The sequence below is a fragment of the Streptomyces melanogenes genome (assembly GCF_014649795.1).
GTDB lineage: Bacteria > Actinomycetota > Actinomycetes > Streptomycetales > Streptomycetaceae > Streptomyces > Streptomyces noboritoensis.
Map to the genome: position 1 here is coordinate 1 of NZ_BMTS01000054.1, position 17,962 is coordinate 17,962.

Annotated in this window: 18 protein-coding genes; 3 read left to right on the forward strand and 15 right to left on the reverse strand. The window is 69.8% G+C overall.

The annotated features are described in order from the left end of the window. The 14 genes from IE252_RS41960 to IE252_RS42025 all read right to left on the reverse strand — a co-directional run. Positions 1–443: biotin carboxylase N-terminal domain-containing protein (locus IE252_RS41960; RefSeq protein WP_308434613.1), on the reverse strand; the 443-nt coding region annotated here is incomplete at its 3' end. A 72-nt stretch (positions 444–515) separates the two neighbouring features. Then, positions 516–719 carry an acyl-CoA carboxylase subunit epsilon gene (locus IE252_RS41965; protein WP_190094786.1) on the reverse strand — a complete coding sequence of 68 codons (204 nt, stop codon included), beginning with the start codon at positions 717–719 and terminating at the stop codon, positions 516–518. Further along, positions 716–2,272: an acyl-CoA carboxylase subunit beta gene (locus IE252_RS41970; RefSeq protein ID WP_190094787.1), complete on the reverse strand. Its 1,557-nt coding sequence runs from the start codon at positions 2,270–2,272 to the stop codon at positions 716–718. Before IE252_RS41970 ends, IE252_RS41965 begins: the two co-directional genes overlap by 4 nt. Positions 2,273–2,285: 13 nt before the next feature. After that, positions 2,286–4,289 (reverse strand): acetoacetate--CoA ligase, encoded by a 2,004-nt coding sequence (locus IE252_RS41975; protein ID WP_190094788.1) that lies wholly within the window; start codon positions 4,287–4,289, stop codon positions 2,286–2,288. After that, on the reverse strand, positions 4,286–5,878 hold the full coding sequence (locus IE252_RS41980) for an FAD-binding oxidoreductase (protein WP_229849152.1): 1,593 nt from the start codon (positions 5,876–5,878) through the stop codon (positions 4,286–4,288). Before IE252_RS41980 ends, IE252_RS41975 begins: the two co-directional genes overlap by 4 nt. A gap of 174 nt (positions 5,879–6,052) precedes the next feature. Then, on the reverse strand, positions 6,053–6,757 hold the full coding sequence (gene fabG, locus IE252_RS41985; protein ID WP_190094790.1) for a 3-oxoacyl-ACP reductase FabG: 705 nt from the start codon (positions 6,755–6,757) through the stop codon (positions 6,053–6,055). Next, positions 6,757–7,461, reverse strand: a complete 705-nt coding sequence (locus tag IE252_RS41990) for an HAD family hydrolase (RefSeq protein WP_190094791.1) — start codon at positions 7,459–7,461, stop codon at positions 6,757–6,759. Before IE252_RS41990 ends, fabG begins: the two co-directional genes overlap by 1 nt. A gap of 70 nt (positions 7,462–7,531) precedes the next feature. Further along, positions 7,532–8,767, reverse strand: coding sequence for a beta-ketoacyl-[acyl-carrier-protein] synthase family protein (locus tag IE252_RS41995; protein WP_190094792.1), 1,236 nt, complete (start codon positions 8,765–8,767; stop codon positions 7,532–7,534). Continuing rightward, a complete protein-coding gene (locus IE252_RS42000) occupies positions 8,767–9,078 on the reverse strand; it encodes an acyl carrier protein (protein WP_444545973.1) in 312 nt (103 codons plus the stop codon). The genes IE252_RS41995 and IE252_RS42000 overlap by 1 nt, the downstream gene beginning before the upstream one ends. After that, on the reverse strand, positions 9,062–10,072 hold the full coding sequence (locus IE252_RS42005; protein WP_190094802.1) for a beta-ketoacyl-ACP synthase III: 1,011 nt from the start codon (positions 10,070–10,072) through the stop codon (positions 9,062–9,064). Before IE252_RS42005 ends, IE252_RS42000 begins: the two co-directional genes overlap by 17 nt. After that, the gene (locus tag IE252_RS42010; protein ID WP_190094794.1) at positions 10,069–11,043 is read right to left on the reverse strand and encodes an AfsA-related hotdog domain-containing protein; all 975 of its coding nucleotides are present in this window, start codon (positions 11,041–11,043) and stop codon (positions 10,069–10,071) included. Before IE252_RS42010 ends, IE252_RS42005 begins: the two co-directional genes overlap by 4 nt. 552 nt (positions 11,044–11,595) lie before the next feature. Beyond that, the gene (locus IE252_RS42015; protein WP_190094795.1) at positions 11,596–12,546 is read right to left on the reverse strand and encodes a cyclase family protein; all 951 of its coding nucleotides are present in this window, start codon (positions 12,544–12,546) and stop codon (positions 11,596–11,598) included. 57 nt (positions 12,547–12,603) lie between these two features. Further along, on the reverse strand, positions 12,604–13,587 hold the full coding sequence (locus IE252_RS42020; RefSeq protein WP_190094796.1) for a dihydrodipicolinate synthase family protein: 984 nt from the start codon (positions 13,585–13,587) through the stop codon (positions 12,604–12,606). A 136-nt stretch (positions 13,588–13,723) separates the two neighbouring features. Beyond that, positions 13,724–14,140, reverse strand: a complete 417-nt coding sequence (locus IE252_RS42025) for a GlcG/HbpS family heme-binding protein (RefSeq protein WP_190094797.1) — start codon at positions 14,138–14,140, stop codon at positions 13,724–13,726. Positions 14,141–14,429: 289 nt separating this feature from the next. On the opposite strand from IE252_RS42025, the gene IE252_RS42030 reads away from it, so the two are divergent. Next, positions 14,430–15,254, forward strand: coding sequence for a LuxR C-terminal-related transcriptional regulator (locus IE252_RS42030; protein WP_190094798.1), 825 nt, complete (start codon positions 14,430–14,432; stop codon positions 15,252–15,254). A 43-nt stretch (positions 15,255–15,297) separates the two neighbouring features. On the opposite strand, the gene IE252_RS42035 is transcribed toward IE252_RS42030, so the two are convergent. Then, positions 15,298–15,894, reverse strand: coding sequence for a TetR/AcrR family transcriptional regulator (locus IE252_RS42035; protein WP_190094799.1), 597 nt, complete (start codon positions 15,892–15,894; stop codon positions 15,298–15,300). A gap of 79 nt (positions 15,895–15,973) precedes the next feature. Between IE252_RS42035 and IE252_RS42040 the strand changes: the two genes are divergently transcribed. Beyond that, the gene (locus IE252_RS42040) at positions 15,974–17,212 is read left to right on the forward strand and encodes an MFS transporter (protein ID WP_190094800.1); all 1,239 of its coding nucleotides are present in this window, start codon (positions 15,974–15,976) and stop codon (positions 17,210–17,212) included. 35 nt (positions 17,213–17,247) lie between these two features. Then, positions 17,248–17,469 (forward strand): tautomerase family protein, encoded by a 222-nt coding sequence (locus IE252_RS42045; RefSeq protein ID WP_190094801.1) that lies wholly within the window; start codon positions 17,248–17,250, stop codon positions 17,467–17,469. Positions 17,470–17,962 lie beyond the last annotated feature (493 nt).

Sequence of the window (17,962 nt, forward strand, 5' to 3'; positions counted from 1 at the left end):
TCGGCGAACGCGACGACTTCGTCGGCGCCGGAGACGGGGTCGGGGGTGCCGGCGACGAGGGGGGCGCCGGCGCGCTGGGCGATGTGGCGGGCGGCGACCTTGTCGCCCAGGTCGCGGATGGCCTGCGGCGGCGGCCCGATCCACGTCAGACCGGCATCCAGCACCGCTTGGGCGAATTCGGCGTTCTCGGAGAGGAAGCCGTAGCCGGGGTGGATGGCGTCGGCTCCCGAGTCGCGGGCGGCCTGGAGGACCTTGCCCATGTCCAGGTAGCTGGTGGCGGGGGTGTCACCGCCCAGGGCGAACGCCTCGTCGGCCGCGCGGACGTGCAGGGCGTCCCGGTCCGGATCGGCGTAGACGGCTACGCTCCCGATCCCGGCGTCCCGGCAGGCACGGGCGACACGGACAGCGATTTCGCCACGGTTGGCGATGAGCACCTTGCGCACGATGGCTCGGTCTTTCCCTTGGTCTCGTTTACGGGTGTGTCTTGTTGGGGCTGCTTTGCCTGGTGCGCCAGCTCACCTCGTGGTCTGCCAGCCCGCCCGGGCACGCGGCACGCTGCCCGCGCCCGCCCGGCACCAGGTCGCCGCGCGAGGAGCCGTCTCACAGGAGCCGGTCTCCGCGCGGGTGGCAGTGAGGGCGAGCAGCACGGCTGTGATCGCCGCTACTTCGTGCTCGTGCGGCATGCCGCGCTCTACTCGGATGAGGGTGCCGGTACTCATTGGGGCTGGTTCCCGTGCTTGCGGCTGGGCAGTGGCGCGTACTTGGTCCGCAGCATGGACAGGGCGCCGATCAGCCGGCGGCGCGTGTCGGCCGGGTCGATGACGTCGTCGACCAGTCCCCGCTCGGCGGCGTAGTACGGGTGCATCAGCTCGGTCTTGTACTCCTTGACCAGCTGGGCACGGGTGGCGTCCGGCGTGTCGGACGCGGCGATTTCGCGCCGGAAGATGACGCCCGCCGCACCCTCGGCACCCATCACCGCGATCTCGTTCGTGGGCCAGGCCAGCGAGATGTCGGTGCCGATCGAGCGGGAGTCCATGACGATGTAGGCGCCGCCGTAGGCCTTGCGCAGGATCAGCTGGACGCGGGGCACGGTGGCGTTGCAGTACGCGTACAGGAGCTTGGCCCCGTGCCGGATAATGCCGCCGTGCTCCTGGTCCACGCCGGGCAGGAAGCCGGGTACGTCGACGAGCGTGACCAGCGGGATGTTGAAGGCGTCGCAGGTCTGCACGAAGCGGGCGGCCTTTTCTGAAGCGTGGATGTCGAGGACACCCGCGAACGAGGCCGGCTGGTTGGCGACGATGCCGACGACCTGGCCGTCGAGCCGCGCCAGCGCGCACACGATGTTGGGCGCCCAGCGCTCGTGCACCTCGAAGAACTCGCCGTCGTCGACGACCTCCTCGATGACCTTGCGCATGTCGTACGCCTGGTTGGGGTCGGCGGGCACGAGGTCGAGCAGGGCCTCGGTGCGCCGGTCGGCCGGGTCCGTCGCCTCGGTGTGCGGCGGCTGTTCCCGGTTGTTGGTGGGCAGCAGCGAGAGCAGATGGCGCACGTCCGCCAGGCAGGACTCCTCGTCGTCGTAGGCGAGATGGGCCACACCGGACTTCTCCGCATGGGCGTCCGCGCCGCCGAGTGCGTCCTGGCTGATCACCTCGCCGGTGACGGCCTGCACCACGTCGGGCCCGGTGATGAACATCTGGGAGGTGCCGCGCACCATGAAGACGAAGTCGGTCAGCGCCGGGGAGTAGGCGGCGCCGCCCGCGCAGGGCCCCAGCATGACGCTGATCTGCGGGATGACCCCGGAGTTGCGGACATTTCGGGTGAAGATGCCGCCGTATCCCGCCAGGGCGGTGACGCCTTCCTGGATGCGGGCGCCCGCGCCGTCACACAGGCCGACCAGCGGCGCCCCAGCCTTCTCGGCCAGGTCCATCAGCTTGTGGATCTTCTCGGCGTGGGCCTCGCCGAGTGCGCCGCCGAAGATCCTGAAGTCGTGGGCGTAGGCGAAGACCTGCCGCCCGTCCACCAGGCCCCAGCCCGTCACCACCCCGTCGGAGTGGGGCCGCTTGGCCTCCAGACCGAAGCCCGTGGCCCGGTGCCGACGCAGGGCCTCGATCTCGGTGAAGCTGCCCTCGTCGAAGAGCAGCTGCAGCCGCTCGTGCGCGGTGAGCTTGCCCTTGTCGTGCTGGCGCCGGGTCGCCGCCGCGTCCCCGTGGGCCACGCTCTCTTTGAGCGCGAGCAGCTCGCCCGTGTGTGCCCGAAGTGTTGCTGTCCCCATCTTTCGCTCTCTTTCAAAAAGCCCGGTCGGCCCGGCGCTGCTCCGCATATGCGGAGAACCAGTCCACCAGCGCGGGGTCGTCGACCGATCCGGCGTTCACGGCCTTGTCCGGTGCCACCCCTTGCATGAGGCGCTTGACCGGGACCTCAAGGCGCTTTCCGGTCCGGGTGTGCGGCACACCCGGCACCTGGACTACCTCGTCCGGAACATGGCGCGGTGTCAGGTGGGCGCGGATGGTGTCCTTGATGCGCCTGCGCAGGTCATGGCTGAGTTCCGCGCCGTCGGCGAGCTGGACGAACAACGGCATCCAGTAGCCGCCGTCCGCCTGTTCGACGCCGATGACCAGGGAGTCCGCGATCTCGGGCAGACGCTCCACCACGTCGTAGATGTCCGCCGAACCCATCCTCACGCCCTGCTTGTTGAGGGTGGAGTCGGACCGGCCGTGGATGATCACGCCACCGTGCCGGGTGATGGTGCACCAGTCGCCGTGCCGCCACACACCCGGGTAGGTGGTGAAGTAGGCGTCCCGGTATCGCTCTCCGCCAGGATCGTTCCAGAACCCCACCGGCATCGACGGCATCGGTGCGGTGAGCACCAGCTCACCGGTGTCGCCGACGACTTCCCGGCCTTCGTCGTCCCATGACTGCACGGAGCAGCCCAGCGCGAGGCTTTGCATCTCGCCCTCGTACACGGGAGAGACAGGGTTGCCCGCCACGAAGGCGGTGCACACATCGGTGCCGCCTGATGTGGGGTTGAGCCACACGTCCCGCTTGACCGCCTCGTACACCCACCGGTAGCCGCTCGGCGGCAGCGGCGACCCGGTGGAGCCGATCATCCGCAGTACGCTCAGGTCGTGCTGCTCTCCGGGACGCAGGCCCACCGTGTCGCAGGACATCAAGTAGCCCGCGCTGACGCCGAAGTGGGTCAGCCGGACCTCCTCGGCGAGCCGCCACAGGGCGCCCGCGCCCCGGTAGGCCGGCGAACCGTCGTACAGGACCACGGCGGCGTCGTGCAGCAGGGCCCCGAGCTGGAAGTTCCACATCATCCAGCTGGTGCTGCACTGCCAGAAGAACCGGTCGCCGCGCCGGACGTCCATCTGCAGGGCCAGGCACTTGAGCTGCTCCAGGAGGATGCCGCCGTGGCCGTGCACGATCCCCTTGGGCAGGCCCGTGGTGCCCGAGGAGTACAGCACCCACAGGGGATGGTCGAAGGGCACCCTGCTGAACTCGGGCTCGCACTCGTCCGCGACCGCCTCGTCCCAGGGGACGGACGCCTCGTGCGGGCGCCAGTCCTCGTCGGAGAAGGCGTACGGGACGTGGACGGTACGGGCCACGGAGGGCAGCCCCGCCAGGATCTCGGCCGCTGCCTCGCGTCGGTCCACGGCTTTGCCGCCCTGACGGTGGCCGTCCGCGGTGATGAACACCACGGGTTCGATCTGCCGGAACCGGTCGATGGCCCCCGAGCTCGCGAACTCCGGCCCGCACGCCGACCACACGGCGCCGACCGCGGCGCACGCCAGCAGGGCGATCACGGCGTGCGGAGTGTTGGGCAGATAGGCGGCGACCCGGTCGCCGGGCCGCACGTCCCAGGAGCGCAGCCGCGCCGCCAGTGCGCCCACCTGCCGGCGCAGCACGGCCCAGGGGATCTCCTGCGGCGCCTCGCCCTCGGCGACGAAGACCAGCGCGGTCTCCTCGCTCCCGCGATCGTGCAGGACATGCTCGGCCCAGTTCAGACGGGTGCCCTCGAACCAGCGTGCCCCGGGCATCTCACGCCCGCTCAGCACCTGCTCGTACCGGCCGTCGGCTCGCACCCCGAAGTGTTCCCAGACCGAGGCCCAGAACTCCTCCAGGTGCTCGGTCGACCACGCCCACAGGGACGCGTACGTATCGGTGCGCACACCGCGCGCCGCCAGGGCGTCGGCGTATTCACGCAGCCGTGTACTTGCGGTCCACGCCCCGGAGGGGCGCCAGAGAGCCGACGCGTCCTGCTCGGTGGCGCCGCTCCGGTCGGGGGTCACGGCAGCTGGACCGACTGGCCGTGGCGGAAGATGTTCTTCGGGTCCCAGGCGGCCTTGACCTTCTGCAGGCGCGGGTAGTTGTCCTTGTAGTACAGGCGGTGCCACGGCGCCGACGACGTGTTGTACGCCGGGTCGCTGATGTCGGTGTCCGGGTAGTTCACGTAGCAGCCGTCCGTGACGTCGTTCGGCACCGGTACGCCGCCGGTCGCCGCGTACATCTCCCCGTAGAAGGCGCGCGTCCAGGCGAGGTGCTTGGCGTCTTCGGCCGCGTCCTGCCAGAAGGTCTGGGTGAGCACCTTGAACACGGTGGAGCGGTGGGGGGCCGCGGTGTCGGCCTCGGCCACCGAGGCGACCTTGCCGCCATAGGGGTGCAGCACGACGTTGGCCATGGCGTTGGAGTAGTCCGGGCTGTTGAGGTACTTGTAGAGCGTCGCGATCTGCTCGGGCGGGAACCCCTTGCGCATGCAGGCCGACTTGTGGTCGCCGCGCAGGGTCGGGTTGTTGAGGACCGGGCTGCTGGTGCCGAGCATGCGGGTCGCCCTCAGCCACGGCAGCGTGCGCGGGGCCGGCAGCGGGGAGGGGGTCGCCGAGACACCGTCGGTCACCGCGGCGAGGAAGCTGTCGAGCAGGCTCTGCGCGCCCTGCGCGGTGGCGTCGACCTGGGTGAGGATGGAGACGGCGCCGTTCGCCTGGTGGTTCAGTATCAGATAGCTGCCGAGCGCGGTGTACGGGGAGTCGGGGGCGCTGTTGGCCGCGTACCACTTGCCGTAGTTGTCGACGAGTTTGGTGAAGTCCGCCTGGCTGAGCTTGCTCCAGGGCATGGTGACCGTGCTCAGCAGGACCTGTGCCGGCGGCTTGGGAAGCGCGGTGGCGGGGTTCGAGCCGTCGGAGCCGGCCGAGCGGAACCAGTAACGGGTGACGACGCCGAAGTTGCCGCCGCCGCCACCGGTGTGGGCCCACCACAGGTCGCGGTTGGGGTCGCCCGCCTCACGGGTCGCGACGGTGAGCCGGGCCCTGCCGTAGGTGTCGACGGTGACGACCTCGACACCGTAGAGGTGGTCGACGGAGAGGCCGTTGCGCCGGCTGAGCAGGCCGAAGCCGCCACCGGCGATGAAACCGCCCACGCCGACCGAGTAGCAGTAACCGCCCGGGACCACGACGCCGTACAGCTTGTAGAGCTGCTCGTACATGTCGAGGAGTACGGCACCGGCCTCCACCGCGTACGCTCTGCGCGCGGAGTCCCAGTACACCCTGTTCATCTTCGACATGTCGAGGATGACCTTCACGTCGGGGTTCGACACGAAGTCCTCGTAGCAGTGCCCGCCGCTGCGGACGGTGATCCGCTTGCCGGCGCTGACCGCGTTCTGCACCACGGCCACGGCCTGGGCCGAGGTGGTGACCAGCTGTACGGTGTCGGGCTTGGCCACCCAGCGCTGGTTGTTGCCGGTCACCAGCTCCGGGTAGCGCTGGTCAGTAGGGGTGACCGTTGCCGCGGGCGCGCTGGTGCTGCCACTGGTCTGCGTGTCCGCCGACCCGGGGGTTTCGGCGGGGTCGGCGGCGAACGCCGCCGAACCGGTCGCGCCGGTCACGGCGAGGCCTCCCGCGGTCCCCGCGGCCCCCACCAGGACTCTTCGTCTGTTCAGCTCAGTCACAGTTTCTCTGCCCCTCCCACTGACTGTTTTGGCGGATCGGCTCCGCCTCTTGAGGGGGAGGCCCGGGGATCAGCTGGATCCCGACGGGCCTCCCCAACGGCACGGGACCGCTCAGTGCCCCATGCCGATACCGCCACCCACGGGCAGGACGGCGCCCGTGATGTAGCCGGCTTCTTCACTCGCGAGGAACCGGACCGCCGCCGCGACCTCGTCGGCCGTTCCGAGCCGGCCGAGCGGTGTCGTCCTCATCAGCCCGTCCATCCGCGCGGCGGACAGCGGCTTGGTCATATCCGTGTCGATGATTCCCGGCGCCACCAGGTTCACCGTGATGTTGCGGTCCCCCAGCTCCCACACCAGCGAGCGGGCCAGTCCCAGAAGACCGGCCTTGGTCGCGGCGTAGTTGGTCTGGCCGGGCGAGCCGAGGAATCCCAGCGCCGAGGAGACGAGGATGATCCGTCCCTTCCGGGCCGGGAGCATGCTGCGGACCGCGGTGCGCACAGTGGTGAAGACACCGGTGAGATTGGTCCGCAGCACCTCCTCGAACTGGTTCTCCGTCATGCGCAGCATCGGGGTGTCCAAGGTGATGCCCGCATTGGCGACGACGACCTCGACGGTGCCGTGCGCCGCCTCGGCCTCGGCCAGCGCCTGCTCGACCTGCTCCGGCTCGGTGACGTCGGCCTTGAGGCCGAGCAGTCCCTCCTCGGCCTCACCGGAGCGGCTGGTGACGGCTACGCGGTCACCGGCTGCCGCGAACGACCTGGCCACCGCCAGGCCGATGCCGCGGCTGCCGCCGGTGATGAAGACCGACCTGCTCATTACTTGCGGCCCGCCCACAGGGTGCCGGCGGCGCTCTCCTCGTCGACCTTCTTCAGCAGCTCCAGGTCGATGTGGCGGATGTCCTCGACGGTGTAGCGGACACCGGTCTCCTCCATCTCCTGGACCTGGAAGTTGTGCGGGGCGTTGGCCGGGATGCCGATGAAGGCGGCGCCCAGGGCCTTGGTGACCTCGGCGACACGGTTGATGTCGTCGACGAAGAGCACCTCGTCGGCCTGGTAGCCGAACTGCTTGATGATCTCCTTGGTGCCCGGGCGGAAGTCGTTCACGTCCACGTACGGGGTCTCCGGGTCGAAGTACTCGGCGAGGTGGCCGAGGAACTTGTCGAAGCTGTACTCGCGGTTGCGGCCGCCGTAGGAGGTGACCCGCACACCGGCCTCGCGCAGCGTGGCGAGCAGCTCCTCGGCGCCCTCGGTCGCCTGGACCGGGTGCTCCTTGAGGTACTCGGCGCGCTCCTCGAAGAAGGCGTCGATGGTCTCCTTGCCGGACCAGGGCAGCTTGCAGGCGAGGGCCATGTTCTGGCCGGCCGCCAGCTGCGGGGAGCCCCACACGCCGCGCTCGACGGCGGCGGTGTACTCGCCGCCGTGCTTCTTGACGAAGCGCTCGATGACCGGGCTGTAGGTGTCGTTCAGCAGCACACCGTCGCTGTCGAGGGCGACGAGCTTGATCTTCTGCAGCTTGCTCATGAGTGGTTTCTCCTGTGGTGAGTGGGCCCGCTGGTGCGGGGCCGGGTTGCGAGGGGAGGGATGAGGGAAATCAGTGGGCCGTGAGCACCAGGGCGGCGTTGTGTCCGCCGAAGCCGAGCGAGGTGCTGACGGCGACGTCGACCGTGGTGGTGCGCGCGGCACCGGCGACGACGTCGATGTCCAGCTCGGGGTCGAGCCGGGTCAGGTTGGCGGTGGGGGGAACCGTGCCGTGCTCGACGGCGAGCGCGGCGTAGGCGGCCTCGATGGCACCGGCCGCGGCCAGCGTGTGGCCCGTGACGCCCTTGGTGGAGGTCACTGCGGCCCGGTCGCCCAGGACGCGTCGCAGCATGCGGCCTTCGGTCACGTCGTTCATCGGGGTCGAGGTGCCGTGCGCGTTGACGTGGTCGACGTCGCCGGGGCCGAGCCCGGCGTCGGCGAGGGCCGTCCGCAGCGCCTGCTCGATGCCGCGGCCCCCGGGTTCGGGCGCCGTGGCGTGGTGCGCGTCGGTGGCGGCGCCGAAGCCCCGGACCACGGCGCGGATGCGGGCACCGCGAGCGCGGGCATCCTCGATGCGCTCCAGTACGAGGACACCGGCGCCCTCGCCCGCCACGAAGCCGTCGCGGTCGGCGTCGAACGGACGGCAGGCGCTCGCCGGGTCGTCGGACCGCTTGGACAGGGCGCCCATCCGGGCGAGGCCGGAGAGCGTCGTCGGGGTGAGCGCGGACTCGGTGCCGCCGGCCAGCACCACGTCGCAGGCGCCGCTGCGCAGCAGGTCGCGTGCCGTGCCGATGGCCGTGCTGCCCGACGCGCAGGCGGTGGCGGTGACCAGGCTCGGTCCCTTGGCACCCAGGTCGATGGCGACGTACCCGGCGGCCATGTTCACCATGTACATGGGGATCGTGAGGGGCGAGACCGCGCGTGGTCCGCGCTCGAGCAGTGCGCTGTGCTGCCGCTCGAAGGTCTGGGCGCCGCCGAGGGAGTTGCCGAGAACGATGCCGACGCGGGCGCCGTCCCAGGTGCTCGGGTCGAGTCCGGCGTCTGCGGCCGACTGGCGGGCCGCGACGATCGCGAGCTGGACGAAGCGCTCCATCTGCCAGGCGGAGAAGCCGCCCAGCAGGGCGTCCGCGTCGAAGCCGGGGACGCGGCAGTTGAAACCGACGGGGGAGTCCGTGAGGGACTCGTCCGTCGTCGCACATGAGATACCGGTTTGAATGCGGTCCCAGTTCTGCTGCACACCGATTCCGGCCGGGGTCACAAGCCCCAGTCCAGTGATCGCGACGCCGAAGGACCCCCCCGTCTGCGCCATCAGACCGTTGCCCCCTTGGCGGCAATCAGCTCGGCGGCGTCGTTGATGGTCATGTCGTCGGTCAGCTCGCCGTCCTCGATGGGGGTGCCGAACTCCTTCTCGAGGATCAGGCTGAGCTCGATCAGGACGAGCGAGTCGAACTTGAGGGCCAGGAAGGTGACGTCGGAATCGATCGCGTTGGGGTCGACCTTGAAGCTGGTGGAGAGGACGTTGGCGATCCGCTGTTCTATGCCGTTCATCTCTGTCTCGTTTCTGGAAGTGCTCTGCTGTTTCTGGATATGTCGTCTGGTGCCGTCAGGCGGTGGCCGTATCGGGCCAGGTCAGGGCGACGGAGCCCCAGGTGAGCCCGCCGCCGAAGCCCGCGAGTACCACGCGGTGACCGGGTTCGAGTCCGCCGGACTCGAGGCTGTCGGCCAGTGCCAGGGGGATGGAGGCGGCGACGGTGTTGCCGACCCGCTCGATGTTCGAGACGAGCTTCTCCGCCGGCACTTCCAGCCGTTCCGCGATGGCGGCGAGGATGCGGGAGTTGGCCTGGTGGAAAACGAACCGGTCAATGTCCGTCAGTGACCAGCCGATCCGCTGCGCCGTCTCGGTCACCGCTGTGGACATCCGCTGTACGGCCTCGGAGAACACGGCCCGGCCCTGCATCGTGAAGTAGGTGTCCTCCTCCTTGATGGGCAGGCCCGTGGAACGGGTGCGGGAGCCGAGCCCCGGCACCTCGATGAGTTCACTGCGACTGCCGTCGCTGCCCAGACGCAAGCCGCACAGCGCGCCCTGTTCGTCCTGCGTCCCGGCGCGCAGCAGCATCGCGCCCGCGCCGTCCCCGAACACCGCGCGGGTGGTGCGGTCGGACGGATCGAGGATGGTCGAGAACGTGTCGGCGCCGATCACCAGGACCGTGTCGGCCGTGCCGGCCGCGATGAACCCGGCCGCCGTGGCCAGTGCGTAGACGAAACCGGTGCACACGGCCGCCACATCGAAGGCGGGCACATGGCCCAGGCCGAGCCGGGCAGCGACGTCCGGGGCAGTGGCCGGGCACGGCCGGTCCGGGGTGCTGGTGGCGACGACGACGGCGTCGGCGTGCCGGGTTCCGGCCGAGGCCAGGGCGCGCCGGCCGGCTTCCACGGCGAGGTCACTGGTGGCCTCGCCCGGCTCGATCACATGCCGCTGTGCGATGCCCGTACGGGTGCGGATCCACTCGTCGTCGGTGTCGAGGAAGGCCGCCAGGTCGTCGTTGGTCACGACCCTCGGAGGAACGTACGCGCCCAGGCCCGCGACGACGGCCGCTCGGGAGAGCGTTGTCACGACTGGGCCTCCCGCACCGTGGCCAGACCGACCCGGACGCGGGAGATGTCGGCACCGCCCTGATGGAACGTCACATCGATCTCCGCCGGGGAATCGCCCGCCCGCGTCGCGGTCATGGTGACCGGGGCATCGAGCTCGGCATACGCCGTGAAGGAGGCGTCCATCGAGACCATGGCGGTGCGGTCGGCGGCGCCGGCGCCCCATTCGCCGGCGGCCAGAGCCGCCAGCTGGCGGCCCGCCTCCAGGAGGACCATGCCGGGCACGTGGTCCTGGGCGTGGTCGAAGAGGCTGGGATTGTCGGCGGGCACCCGCAGGGCCGCAGTGACCTTGTCGGCGGCGACGGCCAGGTCGATGGGCAGGGTGTCCGTGGTGTGCAGCCGGCCCACGCGGGTGGGCTCGACGGGCGTTGCGGCCACGGGGTGGGGCAGATCCGCCGAGGACGGCACAGGGCCGCTGCGGCCCCGTGCCCGCATGGCGCGGTAGGGCTCCTTCGCGACGTATCCGACCTCCATGCCGATCCGTCCCACGTACTCGTTCGAAGCCCACAGCTCGAAGGTGTAGGTGAGCCCGCGGACCCGCCCGGCGACGGTGCGCGGCGCGCTGGTGGCGGCGGTCATCACCAGCTCCGTCGGACCGGTGAACGGGGTGCTGAGGGCTTGGGCGGAGAGCTCCATGGACCAGTTCCGCAGGACGAAAGCGGCACCCATTTCCACGTCGAAGAACGCGTGCGCCGCAAAGGTTTCGGCCTGCCGAGCGCATTCGAGGAGCAGCATCGGGTCCAGCAGGTCGATACGGCCCGCGTGGCTGGTGTAGTGCGGGTGGATCACAGGCAGAAGGGCCGCCGCGACGAAATTTTCGGAATCGATCTGCTGAATGTCCGTGAGGAAGACTTCTGTCAGGTTGTGCCGGTGGATCATTGCCCGGTCCACCGTTCGGGAGAAGCTCAGATCGACCCCGAGAGTCGATGGCACGCTTCCTTTGATGACAGTCGACATTCCCTGACTCCCCACGTTTTCGGTAGCGCAGAAAAGCGCCCTGACAGATAAAAGAACTTGGAGAATTTTGAAGGAGGCCCGCAGTGATTCGGTGCCTGCTTGCGCGTGATGCGGAAGGGCGTTGGTTGTTTCGCCCCGTACCCACTCCTGAAAGCAGCCGTCACGCAGCTGAAGACCTGGCTGGAGCTGCAGTGCCGCAGCCCGGTACCAGGACGATGTGCTGTGCACGACAGGCGCAACCTGCGCGCAAACCCCCCGGTTCCCCGTCGTCCGGCCACTCGGCCGAAGTCACTGCGGAATGGACTGCGACGTCCATCCCCATCCCCGTGGCAGTTGTCCGGATCCGGTTCCCCGGAAGCCGCCCCCAACTGCCTTATGAATAATATTCAGGGGGCATGCATCAAGTCAACAGAAGTACTTCTTTGGAGGTACCAGTACCTCCAAAGTGACATGCCGCCGAGGGTCTCTGAAATGCGGAGGGGTGCGCCGCCGACAGTTCCGGCGACGCACCCTGGGTGCAAAGAGGCGCTATTTGATGGCGATGGGGTTCATGGGGCCTCCCACGGCCCCGCTGAACGGCAGGGGAGCCGCGCTCAGAAAGAATTCGTAAACGCCGTCCGAGGCGCAGTCGTCAGCCAATTTCTCAAGGTCGAACATTTCACCGAGGGCGACGCCCGCGTTCACCAGGAGCACCAGGTGGAGGGGCTGGAAGATGTCGGCAGTCTCGTTGGGCCGCACCTCCACGCCCCAGGTGTCGGCGGCCACCGCCGCCACCTGTCGCGTACAGATGAAGCGGGAGCTGGAGAGGGCGAGGCCCGGCGCGTCCCCGCCGGCGTAGTCGCCCCAGCCCGCCCCCCGTGCCCTGGCCATATGACCGGTGCGGACCAGCAGGATGTCGCCACGCCCGACGGACACGCCCTGACGCTCGGCGCAGGCAGCCAGCTCCACGTCGCCGATCGCCTCGCCTGGCGCCAGCGCGTCAACGCCCCGGAAACGGGCGATGTCCAGAAGCACTCCCCGCCCCGTCAGACTCGCACTCATCCGCTCGACACCGCATCGGCGCGCGCCCGAGCTCGTCACATCCGCGAGGCCGTAGCCGTTGTACATCTGCCCGTCGTAGAAGATGTGACTGAAGGCGTCCCAGTGCGTGGCGCACTGCAGAGGCATGGCCACGGCATCGTCGGTGTAGCGCAGACCGGCCAGGTGGTCCTGGGCGCCGAGCAGGATGTCACCGCCGTCCTGCACCATGTGGTGCACGGGATTGTGCCGCCCGTACGCACCGGTCTGCGGGCCACTCGCGTCCAGGGGCATCGCCAGTGAGATCACCCGGCCGTGCCGGACGAGCTTCGCCGCCTCGGCGACGGCCGCCTCGTCGATGAAGTTCAGGGCGCCCAGTTCATCGTCTGGACCCCACTGTCCCCAGCGGCGGTGTTCGAGGGCCAGGGCCTCCACGCTCGCGCGGTCCCAGGTGTCGTTCATCGTCTGCTCATTCGTCGAAGTAGTGGACGGTGAGGGGCATCGGCCCCGTCCGGCGCGTCATGCGGCGACCGGGGAAGAGCCACGGCGAAAACGCTCCGGATCCGGGTCCCCCTGCGGGTCCCAGCCGTAGGGTTCCTGTGCCGTGATGCCCGTCTCCTCCAGGGCTCGCGCCAGTGCCTGCGTCTCCGCGGGATCCAGCGGCGGAATCGGCAGCCGGGTCGGCCCCAGAGGGCGGCCCATAAGCGCGGCCGCCGCCTTCAGCCCCGCCGGGTAACGCGGGATGAACAGGGAAAGCAGCCGCGACACCCGGTCCTGCAGCCCGGCCGCCCGCTCGAACTCGCCCTGGACGGTGGCTGTCCACAGCTCCCGCACCAGACGCGGTGCGACGAGGGCGAGAATGGAGAAGGAACCGGCACCTCCCAGCGCACGCTGGGCCAGCGTGTACTCGATGCCGCCGAGGACCGAGAAATCGGCGCGCAGTGCGGCGGCGGAACGGGCGAACCCGCCGAAGGCGGTGACGTCGTTGCTCGCTTCCTTGAGCCCCAGGAAGTTCGGATGACGGCTGATCAGCTCCCCGACCAGCCGTGGAGTCAGGGGAGTGCCCGCCGACGGCGGCGGTGAGTACGCGAGCACGGAAATGTCCACCGCCTCGGCCACCGCCGAGAAGTGTGCGAGCAGCCCGGCGTCGCCTGGGTGCCAGTGGTAGGGCGTCGTCGCGATGACCGCGGCCGCACCCACCGACTGCGCCTGCCGCGCAAGGGCAACGGTGTGGTCGGTGCCCGGACAGCTCACATGGGCGACCACGGGAGCCCGCCCCGCTGCCGAGACGGTCAGGGAGCTCACCTCCCTGCGTTCGGCGAACGAGAGGTTCAGCGACTCGCCGGCGTGCATGAGCGGGCACAGCGCGGTGAAACCCGCACCCAGCAAGAACTCCAGCTGCTTGGCGTACGTCGCGGCGTCGAGCTCACCGGCGTCGTCGTACGGCGTGAGCGGACACGCGATGAGGCCTTCCCAGCGTCCGGCGGATCCGAACAGTCCCACTTTCCCCTCCCCAGGGTCCCGGTTGATGCCCGGCACACGCCGGCCGCGCGTTCATGGCATACGCGCGGCCGGTGTGTGCCCGTGCCGACGCCGTGTGCTGCCCCGGCCTCGGCCAGGGCAGCACACGCCGCGCGCGTCAGACGAGGGCGGTGGCCACGGCGTTGACGACGGCCTCGGCGACGATGGTGTCCTGGTTGACGTCACCGCCGGAGACACCGACGGCACCGATGACGTTGCCCGCCTCGTCGGTGATGGGCAGGCCGCCGCCGAAGGTCACCAGACCGGCGTTGCTGTGCTCGATGCCGTACACCGGGCCGCCGGGCTGGGAGATCTGACCGATGACGGAGGTGGGCAGGCGGAAGAGCACCGAGGTCTTGGCCTTCTTCAGGGCGATGTCGATCGAACCGAGCCAGGCGTTGTCCTGCCGGGAGAACTGCACCAGGTGACCGCCGTTGTCGACGATCGCGATGTTCATCGCCACACCGATCTCTTCAGCCTTGGCGATGCCTGCCTCGACACGGGCGAGGGCTTCGGCGTGGGTGATCGCGGTCATGGATGTGCTCCTTGGTTTCACAGGGTCTATGGCGGACCAGCCGCCTCCACTCATCGAGCGGAACACCACCGTCACCCAAGTGCACGGCCTCTCACCAGGGCGGATTCCTCCGGGGGGACGTGTTCCTAGGACTCGCAATCCCAGGAACACCTTCCCCCTCCAGGGGCACCGTCCTTTACCGATCGTTGGTCTGGATGGGCATACGATGACCGCCATCAGGCCCGGGGGGGCCGCAACAACCAAGCCATCAGGTTTATGCGAGGGCACGATGTACAGGAACACCGCGGGCATGGGGACAGCTGACGGGCGGGACGCGCAGCGCCCGCCACGGATCCGTATCCTGCTGAGCCACGATCACGTCGCACTGCGCGAGGCGCTGCGCGAAGCGCTCACCGCCAGGGGCGAGTTCGACGTGATCGGCGAGTCGGCCACGAGCGAGGAGGCCACCGCACTGTGCGCGAACCTGCAGCCGGACGTCCTGCTGCTGGACGCGGGCCTGCCGGGGCCGCCGCCGGAGATCACTGTCGGCCGGATCCGCTCCGTGGCCGAACACACCGCAGTCCTCGTACTCGGCGGCTTCGGGACGGCGGACACGGCAGGGCATCTGCTGCGCATCGGGGCAAGCGGCTATCTGCACCGGGTAACGAGCCTGGAACTGCTCTGCGCCGCCATCCGCAGTGCCGCACCCGGGCGGCGCGGCCGGCCGGCCGCCTCCCCGTCGGCACTCACCCCGGCACCGCCCGACGGTGAGCTGCTCTCGCCACGGGAGCGCGAGCTGCTCACCTTGGTCGCGCAGGCACTGAGCAACCGGGAGATCGCCGCACAACTGAACATCGCCGAGGGCACGGTCAAGCGCCATCTGCGCAATATCTTCGGCAAGCTGAACGCCTCGTCGCGCCTGGACGCGGTCAACAAGGCGTTCGCCAAGGCGCTGGTCCCTGCCCCGGACGGTGTGGCCGCACGCCCGCTGCGCGCGGCTGCACCACCCCGGACGCAGGCCGTTGTCCGGGATTCCTGCATCACGGTGACCAGGGGCACCTACGGCCCGGCGGGCAAGCCTCCGGTGCGGCTCACCGGCAATACCGGCAGCGAGCGGAAGAGGGTTCCGGCCTGAGAGGCGCCGGTGCTCCGCACCGGGGCGCTCGCGGGAGAGCTGCTCACGAGGAGGACGCCGGCGCGGGCAGCATCCGGCGGGCAAACGCCACCAGTGTGTCGCGCAGCGGGGCACCGTCGACTGTCGCTGCCACCCCCTCTTGCCCACCGGCCAATGTGCGGGTGAGCTGCGGCACGGCCAGGGGCCAGGCTGCGAGACCGATCGCCATGAGCAGGGCGACGGCGGCGTCGCGGCCCGGCGGGAGACCCAGTGTCTGCGCGAAAGCGGCGGTCTTGTGCACGTAGTGCTCCGCACGTCGCTCCTCGTCGGGCAGCGGCTGCTCGCCGTAGTGGAGTGCCTCCCAGAGCATGAGCCGCAGTACCTGGGGGTTGCGGCTGTGGAAGTCGTAGATGCGCCCCACGTACTCGCCGATATCGCCGCACGGCGAGCCGAGCGTCTGTGTGTGCTCCTCTAGGGCTTGGGCGAGGACCGCTTCGAACAGCTTCTCCTTGCTGCCGAAGTGCCCGTAGATGCGTTCCTTGTTGACGCCGGCCTGCTGCGCGATGCGCTCGACACGGGCGCCGCCGATGCCGCACTCGGCGAACTCCTCCCGCGCAGCGGCGATCAACTTGGCTCTGGTGGCACTCGCGTCCCTGGGCATGGGCCCACGCTACAAGGTTTCCAACCGTACGGTTGACACCTATTGCCAACCAACCTTTTGGTTGGGTAACTTCGCGATCATGTCTTCACCTGCCTCCACCATCGGCGCCGACTCCGCGTCCCCTGCCGCTGCCGCGACATCCGCTGCCCCCACAGAGCCGGACTGGAGCCCCACCGGGCCCACCACGGCCCTCCTGACCGGCGCCGGCATCCTGGTGGTCGGCCAGATGTACATCGTGCTGCCGCTGTTCGGCCCGATGAGCCACTCCTTCGGAGCCTCCGCGGGCAGCATGACCTGGATGGCGACCGGCTTCGGACTCGCGTACGCCGCCGGCTTCCTCTTCTCGGGACCCCTCTCCGACCGCTACGGCCCGCGCCAGGTCATCCTGGTCGGCCTGCTCGCGACGACCCTGACCACGGCTCTGGTCGCCACCGCGCCCAACCTCGCCACCGGGCTTGCACTGCGCGCCCTGCAAGGTGTGACCGCCTCCTCGTTCGCGCCCGCCGCCTTCTCCTACATCGCCACCCGGGTGGCGCCGGAGCGGCGAGCCGTCGCATTGAGCTGCGTGACCAGTGGCTTTCTCGCGGCGGCCGTGCTGATGCAGGTCGGCGCCCAGAGCATGAACACGCTGGCCGGCTGGCGTTCTGCGTTCCTCGTCTGCGCTCCGCTGCTCGCCCTCGCGGCGCTGTGCACCACCAAGGCCCTCAAGCCCGCCGCAGGCAACCGGGCCGCCTCCGTCTCAGCGGCGTTCGCCGCCATGCCGAAGCTGCTGGCCAACCCCCGGCTCCTGTGCCTGTACGCGGCGACGGCCACTCTCCTCGGCGGGTTCGTCGCGCTCTACACCGCCGTGAGCCTCGCCGGCCCAGCCGCCATCGTGGGCGACCCGGCGGCCCTGCTCGGCCTGCGCGCCAGCGCGCTACCCGCAATGATCGCCGTACCTCTGGGCACCAGCGCCCTCAGCCGGATACCCACCCGCCTCCGGCTCCCCGCAGCACTTCTCCTCGCGGCCCTGGCCGCCCTCACCGCCTCGGTGACCGGCCACTCCGTCCTGGCGCTCGGCTCCGTGCTTCTTGTACTCGTCGCGGGTATCGCCATCGCGGCGCCCGCCCTGGTGGCGGCCATCGGCGCCGAGGGCGGCCCGGCCCGCGGCGCTGCTGTAGCCCTCTACGCCTGCGCCATGTTCATCGGCGCCAGCCTCGGCCCGCAGCTGGCGAACGCCTTGGCGCACCGGGGCTTCTCGGGCATCACCCCCGTAGTCGCCGCGACCTTCGCAGGCGGCGCGCTGCTGAGCGGACTGGCCCTGCGCGACCGCAAGTAGTCCAGAACAACTGCGAGATCGAGGATCCCTTCAAGATGCCCATCGTGACCGTCGACTGGTGGACCGGCTTCGGCGAGGACGAACGCCGCCGCCTCGTCCGCTCCCTCACCGACTCGGTAGTAGAAGTAACCGGCTGCCGTCCGGACTCCGTCACAGTGATCGTGCGTGACATCGCCCCGGACCACTGGGCCCGCGGCGGCGTTCTGGCCCATGACCGCCCCAAGGCCCAATCGGAACCCAGTACTCCGGAGGCATGAGCACCAGCGCAGCGGTGCCCCCGGCAGACTCAAGGAGCGCAGGAGCGCTTCGGATCGCCGCCCCGACGGAGCGGATGCTCCCGTCCTGTTCCGGGAGGCCAGTAGGTGCGGCCTCCGCTGCGGCACGATCCCTGGTCCGTTCTGCGGACGGGGAGAACGATCTTCTGGGCGGGAGGGACATAGACGCACCCGATGGGTTTCGTCCATGCCGGCCGCCCTATCCGCGCGAGTCGCGTCCTGAACACGACACGGTTCGCCGCCCATGAAGCCCACTGCCCGGCTCTCACCCCCGTGAATTGGAGAGCCGGGCAGTGCCAGCCCGCCGGCTCCGCGACGAGCAGCTCATGCCGCTGATCGAGGAGATCCATGCGGAGTCCGGGGCCGCTTAGTACTGCAACGACACTCCGTGACGCGGTGGGCAGCGCGTCGTTGATCACCGTGTGCGCGGAGGGGTAACTGACGGTTGGTCAGGGTTGTTTGACGACTTCGTGGC

What these genes read in the sequence shown, in the direction of transcription:
- IE252_RS41965 (WP_190094786.1), bottom strand. Translation starts at nt 719, where the DNA reads ATGAGTACCGGCACCCTCATCCGAGTAGAGCGCGGCATGCCGCACGAG.
- IE252_RS41970 (WP_190094787.1), bottom strand. Translation starts at nt 2,272, where the DNA reads ATGGGGACAGCAACACTTCGGGCACACACGGGCGAGCTGCTCGCGCTC.
- fabG (WP_190094790.1), bottom strand. Translation starts at nt 6,757, where the DNA reads ATGAGCAGGTCGGTCTTCATCACCGGCGGCAGCCGCGGCATCGGCCTG.
- IE252_RS41990 (WP_190094791.1), bottom strand. Translation starts at nt 7,461, where the DNA reads ATGAGCAAGCTGCAGAAGATCAAGCTCGTCGCCCTCGACAGCGACGGT.
- IE252_RS41995 (WP_190094792.1), bottom strand. Translation starts at nt 8,767, where the DNA reads ATGGCGCAGACGGGGGGGTCCTTCGGCGTCGCGATCACTGGACTGGGG.
- IE252_RS42015 (WP_190094795.1), bottom strand. Translation starts at nt 12,546, where the DNA reads ATGAACGACACCTGGGACCGCGCGAGCGTGGAGGCCCTGGCCCTCGAA.
- IE252_RS42025 (WP_190094797.1), bottom strand. Translation starts at nt 14,140, where the DNA reads ATGACCGCGATCACCCACGCCGAAGCCCTCGCCCGTGTCGAGGCAGGC.
- IE252_RS42030 (WP_190094798.1), top strand. Translation starts at nt 14,430, where the DNA reads ATGGGGACAGCTGACGGGCGGGACGCGCAGCGCCCGCCACGGATCCGT.
- IE252_RS42035 (WP_190094799.1), bottom strand. Translation starts at nt 15,894, where the DNA reads ATGCCCAGGGACGCGAGTGCCACCAGAGCCAAGTTGATCGCCGCTGCG.
- IE252_RS42040 (WP_190094800.1), top strand. Translation starts at nt 15,974, where the DNA reads ATGTCTTCACCTGCCTCCACCATCGGCGCCGACTCCGCGTCCCCTGCC.
- IE252_RS42045 (WP_190094801.1), top strand. Translation starts at nt 17,248, where the DNA reads ATGCCCATCGTGACCGTCGACTGGTGGACCGGCTTCGGCGAGGACGAA.